11 protein-coding genes and 1 pseudogene are annotated in these 13,493 nt (G+C 65.6%); 4 read left to right on the forward strand and 8 right to left on the reverse strand.

Translation table 11 applies throughout. The features are described from left to right. Positions 1-75 precede the first annotated feature (75 nt). Entirely contained in the window at positions 76-369 is a 294-nt protein-coding gene (locus tag XARJCFBP2528_RS14560) for a hypothetical protein (protein WP_005994696.1), read from the reverse strand. Between the two features lie 455 nt (positions 370-824). Continuing rightward, positions 825-1,817 (reverse strand): LysR substrate-binding domain-containing protein, encoded by a 993-nt coding sequence (locus XARJCFBP2528_RS14565; protein ID WP_039512210.1) that lies wholly within the window; start codon positions 1,815-1,817, stop codon positions 825-827. Between the two features lie 170 nt (positions 1,818-1,987). On the opposite strand from XARJCFBP2528_RS14565, the gene XARJCFBP2528_RS14570 reads away from it, so the two are divergent. Then, positions 1,988-2,875, forward strand: a complete 888-nt coding sequence (locus tag XARJCFBP2528_RS14570; protein WP_016905078.1) for a DMT family transporter — start codon at positions 1,988-1,990, stop codon at positions 2,873-2,875. Between the two features lie 44 nt (positions 2,876-2,919). On the opposite strand, the gene XARJCFBP2528_RS14575 is transcribed toward XARJCFBP2528_RS14570, so the two are convergent. After that, positions 2,920-3,825, reverse strand: a complete 906-nt coding sequence (locus XARJCFBP2528_RS14575; protein ID WP_039512209.1) for a peptidylprolyl isomerase — start codon at positions 3,823-3,825, stop codon at positions 2,920-2,922. A gap of 151 nt (positions 3,826-3,976) precedes the next feature. Continuing rightward, positions 3,977-4,219: a DUF378 domain-containing protein gene (locus XARJCFBP2528_RS14580; RefSeq protein WP_016904981.1), complete on the reverse strand. Its 243-nt coding sequence runs from the start codon at positions 4,217-4,219 to the stop codon at positions 3,977-3,979. A 411-nt stretch (positions 4,220-4,630) separates the two neighbouring features. On the opposite strand from XARJCFBP2528_RS14580, the gene XARJCFBP2528_RS22670 reads away from it, so the two are divergent. Further along, positions 4,631-4,903, forward strand: coding sequence for a DUF1328 domain-containing protein (locus tag XARJCFBP2528_RS22670; protein ID WP_080591437.1), 273 nt, complete (start codon positions 4,631-4,633; stop codon positions 4,901-4,903). Between the two features lie 83 nt (positions 4,904-4,986). Here XARJCFBP2528_RS22670 and xopN read toward each other — a convergent pair whose 3' ends face one another. From xopN to trxA, 4 genes and pseudogenes are all read right to left on the reverse strand, one after another. Continuing rightward, complete coding sequence (gene xopN / locus XARJCFBP2528_RS14585) at positions 4,987-7,188, reverse strand: type III secretion system effector XopN (protein WP_039512207.1); 2,202 nt, start codon at positions 7,186-7,188, stop codon at positions 4,987-4,989. Positions 7,189-7,910: 722 nt separating this feature from the next. Beyond that, a pseudogene (locus XARJCFBP2528_RS22675) lies at positions 7,911-8,380 on the reverse strand (hypothetical protein); the annotation flags it as partial. A 22-nt stretch (positions 8,381-8,402) separates the two neighbouring features. Continuing rightward, entirely contained in the window at positions 8,403-8,852 is a 450-nt protein-coding gene (locus XARJCFBP2528_RS14595; RefSeq protein WP_016903767.1) for a DUF4442 domain-containing protein, read from the reverse strand. 224 nt (positions 8,853-9,076) lie between these two features. Then, on the reverse strand, positions 9,077-9,934 hold the full coding sequence (gene trxA, locus XARJCFBP2528_RS14600) for a thioredoxin (protein WP_016903766.1): 858 nt from the start codon (positions 9,932-9,934) through the stop codon (positions 9,077-9,079). A 208-nt stretch (positions 9,935-10,142) separates the two neighbouring features. Between trxA and XARJCFBP2528_RS14605 the strand changes: the two genes are divergently transcribed. Next, positions 10,143-10,760 carry a DUF998 domain-containing protein gene (locus XARJCFBP2528_RS14605; RefSeq protein WP_016903765.1) on the forward strand — a complete coding sequence of 206 codons (618 nt, stop codon included), beginning with the start codon at positions 10,143-10,145 and terminating at the stop codon, positions 10,758-10,760. A 67-nt stretch (positions 10,761-10,827) separates the two neighbouring features. Then, complete coding sequence (gene leuS / locus XARJCFBP2528_RS14610; protein ID WP_016903764.1) at positions 10,828-13,470, forward strand: leucine--tRNA ligase; 2,643 nt, start codon at positions 10,828-10,830, stop codon at positions 13,468-13,470. Positions 13,471-13,493: the final 23 nt, after the last annotated feature.

A 13,493-nucleotide genomic window follows, 5' to 3' on the forward strand; every position in this document is an offset into this window, starting at 1 on the left:
CGGTATAGCGCGTGGTGTGCAACATCTCCAGACACCGACTGCGCGCAAGCGCAGCGCAGTCGGTACGGAGCCGGCTCAGCCTTCGTCGAATTCGTACTCGACAAACACGTCCAGCTGCAGGGCCAGTTCCTGCACGGCGTCGCGCACCTTTTGCGCAGTGGCATCGTTGCCGGCTTCCACTTCGAACTCGTGGCTGCCCGGACCTTCGTCGTCGGACAGGCCGGCCGAGCTGGAATCGTCGTCGTCCAGGTGCGGCATCAGGTCGTCGACTTCTTCCACGTGCTCGATGCCTTCGATGCTCTGCAGCAGGTTGGCGATGGCACGCGCGTCGTCGTCGGTGCCGGTGATACGCATGCGAAGGGTAGGCATGGGCGTGTCCTGGGGATTGGGGAGCTAAAGCCTAGGCACCGACAGGACAAAACGAGGTGATGGTGCGCGTTGGCTGCTCCATCGAGTAGGTAAGCCATCGAGCGCTTTTGCCGCTCGCGATAAGCCCCTTTCCTGTGGGGTGACTAAGGCAACGCTTGCGCGCCACTGACGCGCGCGTCTTCAAATCTCCCGGAGTAACCAAAAAGCCCCTCTCCCGCAGGAGAGGGCTGAGGGTACGAGGCGAAGCCACACTTGCACTCAAACTGCGCCAAGGCTTCGCTCATACCCTCATCCGCCGCATCGGGGGCACTTCTCCCGGAGGAAGAAGGAGCAGCCGCTCCAGGCTTCGCTGCTATCTCTTCGGCCACCTTCTCTCCGTGAAGGGGCGATGTCCCGGAGGCAGAAACGCAGAGGTAATGCTCGCGCAGGGGGGCAAGGACGATTGCTGCGCAACCTCATTCCGTTGCCGACGTTTTGCGCGATCGTCGATGCGTGCGCGGCGTACTCGACGTCTCGCTTGCCGGCAACGCCACCAGCTCCGCCGGCAGTGCCGGCATCGGGGTGCGCTCGTCCAGCGCCTCACGCTTGAGCCAATCGATAAACGCCATTGCCGCAGGGCCGGGGACGCGGTGGCTGGGGTGCACGATGTAGTAGGCGTAGCGTGCCTTGAGGGTGGGGCCGGGCAGGCGTACCAGCTCGTAACGCTGCAGGTACGGTTGAGCGATGTGCTTGCGCGCCAGGACCGCGCCCAGGCCATAGACGGCAGCGCGCATTGCGTCGGTGCTGTCGTTGAAGGTGTGCATCGGCGGCAGCGTGGTGCCGCGCACCTGGGCGGCACGGAACCAGTCGCGCCAGCCCTGCGGCGACATGTCGGTGAGCAGTGGCAACTGCGCGATCTGCGCCGGCGTGCGTAGCGCAGCGACCTCTGGCAGTGACGGCGAGGCCACCGGAAACAGCTCGTCGTCCATCAGATGATGCGAGGTCAACCCGGGCCAGGCGCCCTGGCCATAGCGGATGCCGAGATCCGGGCCGCCTTCTTCGAAGCGCGAAAACGCCGCGTCCGATTGCAGATCCATGCGGATATGCGGATGCGCGCGACAGAAGCGCGGCAGCCGCGGCAACAGCCAGCAGTACGACAGCGAGCGCAAGGTGGTCACGCGCAGCGGGATGGCATCTTCGCGCGGGTGCAGGTTGCCGGCCACAGAGGCGATCTCGGCCAATGCAGCGGTGGCGGCGTCGGCCAGCTGGCGGCCCTCGGCGGTGAGCTTGACCCCGCGCGGCAGGCGCTGGAACAGGGTCACGCCAAGCAGCGCTTCGAGCTTGCGCACATGGTGGCTGACCGCGCTGGCGGTCAGATGCAGTTCTTCGGCGGCATGCGCGAAGTTCTGGTGGCGCGCGGCGGCGGCGAACACGCCCAGCGCGGGCAGCAGGGTGGGGCGCAGGTTCATCGAGGCATGAGTGAGATTTGTGGCTCGCCTCGATACTACGCGCTTGTCGCGCCTGCGGTTGCAACCGATGCTGCAGTACCCCATCGCGATGATCGTGCCATGTCCGTCTGCCTGCCTGATGTTGTCTCTTGCGGTTTCAGCACATCACGGCAGCGTGCGCAGGTGCGGCCATGAGCGCGCAACCGGCGACGCAACCAGCGGTTGCGGCGCGCGAATGGCGCACCCCGCTGGAGTTGGGGTTTCTCGGCATCGTCTGGGGTTGCTCGTTCCTGTTCATGCGCGTGGCCGCACCCAGGTTCGGCACAGTGGCGCTGGTGGAAATCCGCCTGGCGCTCGGTGCATTGGTGCTGTTGCCGTTCCTGTGGCTGGCGCGCGAACGCTTCCCGCTGCGTCGCTGGCCGATGCTGGCGGCGATCGGCGTGCTCAACTCCGCGTTGCCGTTCCTGCTGTTCGCCTGGGGCGCGCAACATGCGCCGGCCGCGATCGGCGCGATCTGCAATGCGATGACGGTGCTGTTCACCGCATTGATCGCCTTCCTGTTCTTCGGCGAGAAGATCGGCACGCGTCGCGCGCTGGCCTTGCTGACCGGTTTCATCGGCGTGCTGGTGCTGGCCACCGGCAAGTCGGCCGGGTTGAGCGTGGGGCCGGCGGCACTGGCGGGCGCCACCGCGTCGCTGCTGTACGGCATCGGCTACAACCTGGTGAAGCGCCATATGGGCGATTTGCCGCCGGCCGCATCGGCAGCGTCCACGCTGGGTTGCAGCGCGCTGCTGCTGGCACCGCTGGCCTGGTTGCAGTGGCCGACCACGCCGGTGCCGGCAGTGGCCTGGGCCTGCGCCACCGCGCTGGGCGTGGTGTGCACCGGATTGGCGTTCCTGATGTATTACCGCCTGATCCAGCGCATCGGCCCCGCGCGCGCCTCCACGGTGACCTATCTGGTGCCGGTGTTCGGCGCACTGCTGGCATGGTCGCTGCTGGGCGAGCCGCTGACCTGGACCATGCTGGTGGCCGCGGTGCTGATCCTGGGCAGCGTCGCCTTCAGCCAGCGCGCCCGCTAAGCCAGCGCGCCCGCTTTTACGAATCCCCAATCCCCAATCCCGAACTAGCCAGCCGGCGGCGTCCGCACCGGCAACGGCACATTGCACAGATCGATATGCCCGGCCGGGCGCTTGTAGAAATCGTCCTTGCGATTGCGGCGCGCTTCGGCCACATCGCGGAAGGTCTGGCTGTCGGTGCGCAGCAACTGCAGTGGCGTGCGTTCGGGCATGGGCACCTCGCTGGCCAGGCGAATGGCGCGGATCGGCGAGCGCTGCGTGGGGTCTTCGTAGAAACCCATCGGGTCCGGGCCGCGCGGGATCACGCTGAGCAACTCCATGCCCTTGACCACGCGGCCGACCACGGTGATGTTGCGGTCCAGCTGGCGCGGCGATTGCCCGGTGACCACATACAGCTCGGCGCCGATGCTGCTGTCTTCGTCATTGTTGCGGCCGGCGCCCAGGGTGCCGTAGCAATGCGCCAGCCAGGTCTTGCCGCTGGCGCTGTCGCGCCCGACCGGGAAGCCGTCGACAAAGCCCACCTGCGCTGCCCAGCCATCGCTGTCGGGCAGGCGCTGGAAATCCAGGCCCTGCGACGGGCGTTCGAATTCCGCCGGCAGGTGCGTCTTCGCAGAGCCCAGCGACTTGGCCTTGGCCGGCGTCTCGCCATCCGGGTCGCCGAACTGCACCACAAAGTTGTCCTGCGAACGGTAGATGCTGAGCCCGTCCCAGAAGCGCTCGTGCGCCAGCGTGCGGATGTTGCCCACGTGCGCTGGCGCAAACTGCGGCGCCAGCTCGATGAGCACCCGTCCGCCATCCAGCTCCAGGTACAGCGTGCGCTCGGGGTCGAGCACGCGCCACGCGCTGGCCGGCGAGGCATCCAGAATCTGCTGCGGGCTGCGATAGGCGGCGTTGGCGGCAGCGGGTAACACCAGGGCAAGCAGGCAGGCGGAAGCAACAGTGCGCAGAAGCATGAAGGCAGCCAGCGGGAGGGGTCCCCGATTCTTGCCGACCACGCGCCTGGACGCAAAGCGCCTGGACACAACGTGCACGTACGCACAGCAGGACGCCGGCGCAATGCGCCGGCGTCGTGCTGTCACGCGCATGCCTGCTTCAGCTGTGCGCTTACGGGTTGTTGCGCACGTGCGGGCTGGTGTGGTGAACGTTGGCGCCATGGTCGTTGCGGAACAGCGGAACCAGCTGCCACAACGCAGAGATGCCGACCAGCGTGTAGACCACACGCGACAGCAGCGCGTCCGGTCCGCCGAACAGTGCGGCGACAAGATCGAACTGGAATAGGCCGACCAGCCCCCAGTTCAATCCGCCGACGATAAGAAGCACCAGAGTGATGACGTTGATCGTTTTCATGAACGCATTCCATGTGGGTTGGGAGGCCCCAGACTCCGCATGCCCCAGCGAGCAGGCCGTGAGCGTTGCCCACTGGCGGCCTGCGTTGCACACATGTCGCTCACATTCGTCGGCCACGCGTGCGGTGTCTGCGCGCTTGGGCAGCGGTCGCCAGCCGCACGATGGCCGAGGATCGATGCCTTTGGCAGAGCGGCGACGATCCGACGCTCATAGGGGCGATGTCGCATCGTTCACCGCCGAGGCGAACGATGCAGCGGCGTGCATCTTCGACCTGATGCTGCCCTGGTCCGGCATTGAGTCCGCTTCGGCATCCGCCCGCCAGCGCGGCCGCCGAGGACGCCGTACACCCATCGTCAATCGACATCGACAGCGGATAAGGTCGCGTCCGGCGCGGCGGCTGGCTTCGCATGCATGGCCGGCGCGGCGATGGGGATCGCCAAGTTCCTGTTCTGGGCGGGCATCATCATCGCCATCGTGCTGTTCGTGCTGGGCATGACATCGCGCCCATCGACTGCGTGGCTGGGTGAAGCCCATCGCCGAGCGGCCTTCGCACATAGCGGTGAAGTGTACCTGCGCTGCGATGAACAATCGGGCGACTCAAAACCCTCGGCATCTTTCGAACAAAGCCCGCATCGGGGTCACGCTGTCTGCATGCTGGCAGTGCGTGGGGTTCAGGCTTGCTGACCCATACCTTCGTCCCGCGCCCGGGGCACGTCATGCGGCATGTTGCAGGCAGGCACGGCCCTGCAACATGCCGGATGATCACCTCACACCAAGTCCTTGGAGTGTTTGCCGGCCATGCGCGCGAACTTGTGGAGTTCCACCCCCAAGTTCCGAGCACTCTTGGACCGCGTTATCTCGTCGTTCGTCTGCCCCAGCCTCGATCGGTTCGGGCTACTCGGGGCCGAAACATGTTCCCGGCTCGGTCCTGCCGCCTTGGATGTCGATGGCGAACCCTGTGGCTGGCTGGAAGAGGCGCTTGCCTCCTGCGCAGGCAACGCTCTTGCCGCTGCTAGCAGCGCTTCAACGTCATTGCCCTCCAACAAGGCGTTGACTGCCTTGCTGGCCTTGGTCGCACGGCGCTGGGAGAGCGTTTCATGCATCGCGCCCATGACGCCGCGGCTTACCTGCTTGCCCAGCCCGATGTCGGTGCTTCCCTCGCGACGGTTGTTCTTGATGGTGATGGCGGTGTGCTGGTTCAGGGCGCCAACGGTGGCCATGCCCCCGGATATCGCCGACACCGCCAGGCTTTGCGCGACCGGAACATTGCGGGTCCCGCCCTGGGGGGCCGAAACGAGTTTGCTGATCACCGAGGATGCGGCGCTGCCCAGGAAGACCAGATGGAACATCTGGCCGATGCGCTGTGCGGTTTGCGCGGTGAACTCGAGATAGTTGTATTTCTTGGCGATATCGTTGAACAGCTGCTGCGACAGCACGGATTTTTCGGCACCGATAAGCAGCTTGGATGCGGTGCCGTTCGGGTCGATTTCGTCGAGCCTGCCCTCACGCAAAGCCTCAAGGTCGTTGCGCAGCAAGCGCAGGTCCTGCATTGCCTTGCTGGCGTCGCCGGCTTCGATGTCGCGGTCGTCTGCCGTGATTGCGCCATGCTGCGTATCCTCTGCTGTCACCGCATCCGCCAGCAGCTTCTCCAGCTCGGCGACCCCGGCGGTGACGCGCTTGACCAGGGCTTGTGTGGGCGACTGGATCAGGCTGCGTAGTTTGTCGGCCTTGATGTCTTCTGCGCTGACCGCCGTGCCGCTGGCCAGCTTCTGCTTGCCTGCGGTGGTCAGTACGTCGGCGTACAACAGGTTGAGCTTGTTGTTGGCTTCCTGCTTGGCCTGCTCGTCGAAACCGGCGGCCACATGTTGCGCAGCCGTCATCAACATCGCGCCAACGGTCTGCGCCGTCGGCGACAGCGCACGCATCGCGCCTGTCTTGCTGAGCAGCCCCAGCGTGCTGCCGACCGGCGAACGCAAGATGCGTGGAATGGCCTGCCAGCGGTTGCCCTGCCACTGGCGATCGTGCGCGCCCTGGGTCATGACGAAATCATGCTGGGCCTGGTGCAGCTCCTTCTCTGCTGTTAGCAAGACCTCGGCTGCCGCCGCGCGTTCTGCGTGTGGGGAATTTGGGTCACGCTGAATCTCGCGAAACCTGTCGCAGGCGTTGGCGAACGTTTCGATCTTTTCCTCGAGGGCGCTTGCCAGTTCGGGGAGCCAGTGCTTGTCATTGATCTGCTTCTTGTCCGGCACGATGACGTGAGCGCCGCGTTCGCGAATCGACTCGCATAGGCTGACAACCGCCGATTGTTGGCCGGCATTCACAGGTGCGGCGACCAGCATGGTCGCCAGGCCGAACCCAGCGCCGGCCCAAGGTTGGCGTGTCGCATAGTTGATCCACGGCGAGACGATGTACTGCATGGTATTGGTGAGGAAGCTGCCGCTCGGGTTGGGCATGCCGGAGAGCAGCGCGGTGCGGCGCAGGGTGGCCACGTCGTTTTCGTTCAGCCCCTGCGCTTTGTACCAATCGCTTACATCTTGTTCGCTGATGCGGCTGACCAGGTCCGCATGCGTGGCCGCGCGTGCCTGCGCACCCGTGGTGCCGGGCGATTTCATCGGCCTGAGCCTGCTGATCAGATCGGCCGCCAAGTCCGGTGCGATTGCGCGTGCATTGTCCGAGGCCAACCGCTGACGAAGCCGTGCCAGCGTCGCCCTGGTTGCAGTCGATGAGGTGACCGGCTGCGGAGCGAGGGCCTGTGCGTCTTGCTCGGGCCTGGCTAGCAGCGCCCCTAACGTGGTTCCGCTACTGCGCCTGACGGGCGCGCGCCCAAGTGGGCTGAGTGCGGGATCAGGCGCGGAGTGCGGGGTGACCGTCGCAGAGGTGGAGGCAATGGCGAGCTCTGTTTCCTGAATCTCAGGCGAGTGCGTCCTCGCACTGCGGCTGGCAGGATCGACGGATGCGGATGACTTCATCGGGATATCTCCTGACCTGGATACGGCAGATAGATTGCTTGCGTACCAGACGATTGGTGCGCATCGCATGGGATTGCATCGCAGATGCCGTAGAACCTTCCACCCTTGGCGAGGTTCCTGGTGTAATCCTGAGCCTGCCGGTATTGATGGAGGCGAGGTGGTGAATGCACTGCGCGAGAATTGAACTACCAGAGCCCTATGCCGCCTGTCTGCACAGCAGATTTTATATCGCCGTACGCGAACCAAATGAGGTTCCGAAACGGCGCTTGGTCCGCATCAATGTGGCGTACGTGACAGAAAGCGGTCTTTTTGAAGGCGCTGGAGTTCGGCCGTTGGCCGGTCTCTGTCTCGTCAGCAGTCTCCCGGATGCGCGTCCATGGCGAGCAGGTCGACGTGGGTGCAGGCCAACACAGGTGCTGCGCTTCAGGACTTCCGCAACGGACCGCACCACGCGATGGTCATTCGAGACGGGTATGACCTGAGGTGCCGAAACCCGTGTGGCCACTACAGCCTTCATAGCTGACTTGAGTAAACAGGCAAGCGTGCGTATTTAGCGAGTTACGTCAGGCTTGCGCTTCGTGCGTTGCGCCGGCGATTCGCGCTTTTTTTGCGGTGATTGGGCGCTGACAGTGACACTGCTCGGGTCAGGCGAATGATTCGCCGCCAAGACCGGGCCGTGGCGTCCGGAAGCGGGCGAATCCTCCCGCGCTGCATCTGAGTGCGCGGAGCGCCAGCATCGCGTTGGACGGCATCCAGGCGACCAGCAGGTGGCTTCTTCTTTGGCGACGCAGCGGTCTTGCGCAGCGCGTTGTGGCGCCGCTTGCGAACCCCTGAAGGCGCAATTGCATGCAGGTCTGAAGGATTGCCCGTTTGCAGAGCCGTCGGACGAGCAGCTCGCGATGCAGGCGGAAGACGTGCAATGGGCGGATGGCCGTTTGCAGGAGCGTATTGAAGCGTTCGGTGCAAACGCCGCCTAGGAAGTTGCCGCCGATATGAAGGCGGTCGGCAGTAAGGCGTCGCTGCCCATTGCGTATGAAAGTTTCAGATCGTTTTTCGTTGGCGCGGTGCGGACGCCGCGGTTCCTGCTGCGGCAACTGCAGCTGGTCGTGAGGGCGTGCAGGTTTCGCTCCGGCATCATCCGTTGCGTGAGCGGCGAGGCGAGCGAAGCATGCATCGCCGCATCAGCTGGCATGGCAGCGTCACTGCCGTCATCCTCAGCGGGCCGGCTTGCGTTTGACGTAGAGCTGCTTGCGGACCTGTGCGACCACTTCGCCGTCGCGGTTGTAGACCGTGTTCTCGAACCAGCGCAGATGTTTCTCGCCGTTTGCGGTGGCCTCGCGCAAGTGCGCCAGCACGCTGTCGTCGATGACGAAATCCGCCGTTACCGTGCCGCGCCCGGGCTTGACGAATTCGATGCTGCCGGCCTTGTCCCACACGTAGTAGTCGCGGCCCAGGTTGTGCATGGTCAGCAGCATCCAGAACGGGTCGGTCATCGCAAACAGGCTGCCGCCAAAATGGGTGCCGACATAGTTGCGATTCCATGGGCGCTGGCGCAGCTCCACCCGCGCAAAACGGTAGTCGGCCGAGAGCACGGTGACACGGATGCCGGCGAACAAGAACGGCGGCCACAGATTGATGCCTAACTTGAACAGCGATGCGCGCATGCGGGCCTGTTTCCTTGGCAAGGGAAGTGCGCAGCATAACATTCGCATGCGTATGGAGAGGGGGCGTCAACCATGCGCCTCGGTCTGGCGGCCGCTGGTCGTAGCAGCGTACCTGGCCGCGACGCAGCCTTGCGAGGGAAGCTCGGTTGGCGACCGGCACTCGTGCCTGGTCGCAGCCAGGTCCGCTCCTACGTGTCCATCTGGCGCCGCAGTGCCATCGGCTATCAGAACACCAGCGCCGACATCTTGCGACGATAGCGGCCGACCAGGTCTTCGTCCTCGATCACGCGGAAGGCATCGATCAGGCTACGGCGCGGCAGGTTGTCGTCGAAGCTGCGGTCCTGGCGCAGCATTTCCAGGAACTGCTCCAACGCCGCTTCGTCGTTGCCGTCGAGCAGGTGGCGCACGCCGAGCAGGTGACGGGCGCGCAGGTCGGCGCCGTTGGCATCCACGGCGGCCTGCAAGGCGCCGGCGTCCGGGGCGTCCTTGAGGACGTTGGCAAAGCTCAGCCGCGCCTTGGCGCGCACCGCGCGGTCGTCAGTGGCCAGATTGGCGGGCAGGGCATCGATCAACTGCTCGGCTTCGGTGGTGTCGCCGGTCTTGAGCAACGCCAGCGCCAGGTCCAGCTTGAGTTCGTCCTTGTCCGGTTCGGCGGCGACCGCTTCACGCAGCGCCGCGGCCTGCGCCTGCGGGTCGAGCGGCGCCAGCGGCACCTCTTCGGCCACCTGCGGCTCGGCCTGCAGCACGCCGTGCTGGGTCAGGAATTCGCGCACCTGGGCTTCCGGCATCGCGCCGGGGAAGCCGTCGACGATCTCGCCGCCCTTGACCAGGAACACCGTCGGCACCGAGCGGATCTGGAACGCCGCGGCGATCTGCTGTTCCTTATCCACGTCGACCTTGCCCAGCTCGAACGCACCGTTGTAGTCGCCGGCCAGCTTTTCCAGGATGGGCGTCAGCGACTTGCAGGGGCCGCACCAGGTGGCCCAGAAGTCCACCAGGACCGGTGTCGTCAACGATTTCTGCAGGACTTCGGTCTCGAAGGTGTCGGTGGTGGCATCGAATACATGCGGCTTGTCGGACATGGGCTTCCAGAAGTTAAGTACGGCGACAGTGGGAGGTAATGGTGGCAAACCCGGCTGACACAAGCCTAGCGGCAATGACACGCGCGCACGTGCCCAGGTCAGGCGCCTTCCGCATGGCCATGTGAGCGTCGGGGGTTCACGCCGCGCCCGACCGGCACGACAATGCCGCGTCCTGGCGGCGCTTCGCGCCCCGTGTTGGAGTAAGCCAATGGCAACCACCGAGCGCGCACGGCGCTACATGGGCCTGATCGCCGCAACAGTTTTCGTATTGGCGCTGGCCGGTTTCGGCGTCACGCTGCCGGGCTATCTGCAGGCCAGCCATCCGGTGGCGCTGTTGGGCGCGCAGGGCGTGCCGCATGCGCTGGGCTTCAATCTGGTCGCGTTCGTGCTGGTGGGCGCGCTGGGCATGGCCACCGGGGTGAGTCTGCTGGCGCGCATGCCGGCCAAGGCCAGCTGGAGTCTGCGCGTGGGCGGGCAGTTGATCGTGCTGGCCGGCCTGGCCTTTCTGGGCATGGGCATGCTGCCGCTGGACCCCACCGATCTGGATGGCCGCGCCAGCCAGGCCCATGCCACCGCCTGGTTGTTGTGGGCCGTGGCGTTCGTGCCGGGCATGTTGTTGATTGCCGCCGCGCTGCTCAACGATGCCGCAACCCGCACCCTGGCCTGGTTGAGCCTGGCGGCAGGATTGCTGGTGGCGGTGCTGGCGTTCGGGCCGCCCGGCCTGGTGCGCCAGGCCATTGCGCAACGGCTGGCGTTCCTGGCCTGGGTCGGCTGGCTGGCGGTGGCGGGCTGGATCTGGCCGCCGAAGCCGTTGGCGCCGCAGTAACGGTTTGGTCCACCTGCTGCACTGCGGTACCCTGTACCGCTTTGCACCGCCCGAGCATCCGCTCCCAATGTCCACCGTCGAACCGAACGCCTACGACCCGCAGCAGGTCGAAACCTCCGCCCAGCAGTTCTGGGATGCCACCCGCGCCTTCCAGGTCGACGAAACTTCGGACAAGCCGAAGTTCTATTGCCTGTCGATGCTGCCGTACCCGTCCGGTGCGCTGCACATGGGCCATGTGCGCAACTACACCATCTCCGATGTGGTCAGCCGCTACAAGCGCATGACCGGCCACAACGTGATGCAGCCGATGGGCTGGGACGCGTTCGGATTGCCGGCGGAAAACGCGGCGATCAAGAACAAGACTGCGCCGGCCAAGTGGACCTACGCCAACATCGACCACATGCGCGGCCAGCTCAAATCGCTGGGCTATGCGATCGACTGGTCGCGCGAGTTCGCCACCTGCACGCCCGAGTACTACGTGCACGAGCAGCGCATGTTCACCCGGCTGATGCGCAAGGGCCTGGCCTATCGCCGCAACGCGGTGGTGAACTGGGACCCGATCGATCAGACCGTGCTGGCCAACGAACAAGTCATCGACGGCCGCGGCTGGCGCTCCGGCGCGCTGGTGGAAAAACGCGAGATCCCGCAGTGGTTCCTGCGCATCACCGACTACGCGCAGGAACTGCTCGACGGCCTGGACCAGCTGGACGGCTGGCCGGATTCGGTCAAGACCATGCAGCGCAACTGGATCGGTCGCTCGGAAGGGCTGGAGATCCAGTTCGACGTGCGCGATACCGACGGCGCACCGCTGGACCCGTTGCGCGTGTTCACCACCCGCCCGGACACGCTGATGGGCGTGACCTTCGTGTCGATCGCCGCCGAGCATCCGTTGGCGTTGCATGCGGCCAAATCCAATCCGGAGCTGGCCGCGCTGCTGGAAACGCTCAAGCACGGCGGCGTTTCCGAAGCCGAGCTGGAAACCCAGGAAAAACGCGGCATGGCCACCGGCCTGACCGCGGTGCATCCGATCAGCGGCGAGCAGGTGCCGGTGTGGGTGGCCAACTTCGTGCTGATGGGCTACGGCACCGGCGCGGTGATGGCGGTGCCCGGCCACGACCAGCGCGATTTCGAGTTCGCCAACAAGTACAAGCTGCCGATCGTGCAGGTGGTCAAGCTGCGCGAGCCGCGCAACGACGACGAGCAGAGCTGGGACGCCAGCCAGTGGCGCGACTGGTACACCGACAAGAGCCGCCCGCTGGAGCTGATCAATTCGGCCGAGTTCGACGGGCTGGATTTCGGCGGCGCCTTCGAGGCACTGGCCGAGCGTTTCGAGCGCAAGGGCCAGGGCCAGCGCCGGGTCAATTACCGCCTGCGCGACTGGGGCGTGAGCCGCCAGCGCTATTGGGGCTGCCCGATCCCGGTGATCTATTGCGCCAAGTGCGGCGCGGTGCCGGTGCCAGAAGACCAGTTGCCGGTGGTGCTGCCGGAGAACGTGGAATTTGCCGGCACCGGTTCGCCGATCAAGACCGACCCGACCTGGCGCCAGACCACCTGCCCGGACTGCGGCGGCCCGGCCGAGCGCGAGACCGACACCTTCGACACCTTCATGGAGTCGAGCTGGTACGTGGCGCGCTACACCAGCCCCAACGCACGCGACATGGTCGACCGCCGCGCCAACTACTGGATGCCGGCCGACCTGTACGTGGGCGGCATCGAGCACGCGATCCTGCACCTGATGTACTTCCGCTTCTATCACAAGCTCATGCGCGACGCGCGGCTGGTGGACAGCGACGAGCCGGTGACCAACCTGCTCACCCAGGGCATGGTCATCGCCGACACCTTCTATCGCGATGCCGATAACGGCGGCAAGGACTGGATCAATCCGGCCGACGTGGAGATCCAGCGCGACGAGCGCGGCCGCGTCACCGGCGCGGTGCTGATCGCCGACGGCCAGCCGGTGCACATCGGCGGCACCGAGAAGATGTCCAAGTCCAAGAACAACGGCGTGGACCCGCAGTCGATGGTGGCCAAGTACGGCGCCGACACGGTGCGGCTGTTCTCGATGTTCGCCGCCCCGCCGGAGCAGTCGCTGGAGTGGAACGAGGCCGGCGTCGATGGCATGGCGCGCTTCATGCGCCGGCTGTGGGTGCAGGTGCACAAGCATGTGGGCGAGGGCGCCGCCGCTGCACTGGATGCCGCCGCGCTGAGCGCCGAGCAGAAGGCGATCCGCCGCAAGACCCACGAAACCATCGGCAAGGTCAGCGACGACTATGGCCGCCGCCACAGCTTCAACACCGCGATCGCCGCAGTGATGGAACTGTCCAACGCACTGGCCAAGTTCGACGATGCCAGCGCGCAGGGCCGTGCGGTGCGCCAGGAAGCCCTGGAAGCGATGGTGCTGCTGCTCAACCCGATCACCCCGCACGCCAGCCACACCCTGTGGCAGGTGCTGGGCCACGGCGAGACGCTGCTGGAAGATGTCGCGTTTCCGCAGGTCGATGCCGCTGCGCTGGTGCGCGACGCGCTGACCCTGGCGGTGCAGGTCAACGGCAAGTTGCGCGGCACCATCGAGGTGGCCGCCGATGTCGGACGCGAGCAGATCGAAGCGCTGGCCCAGGCCGAGCCGAACGCAGCCAAGTTCCTGGAAGGGCTGAGCGTGCGCAAGATCATCATCGTGCCCGGCAAGATCGTGAATATCGTGGCGGGCTGATCGTTGCCGAGCGGTCGGGTCGC

This window comes from Xanthomonas arboricola pv. juglandis (assembly GCF_001013475.1).
GTDB lineage: Bacteria > Pseudomonadota > Gammaproteobacteria > Xanthomonadales > Xanthomonadaceae > Xanthomonas > Xanthomonas arboricola.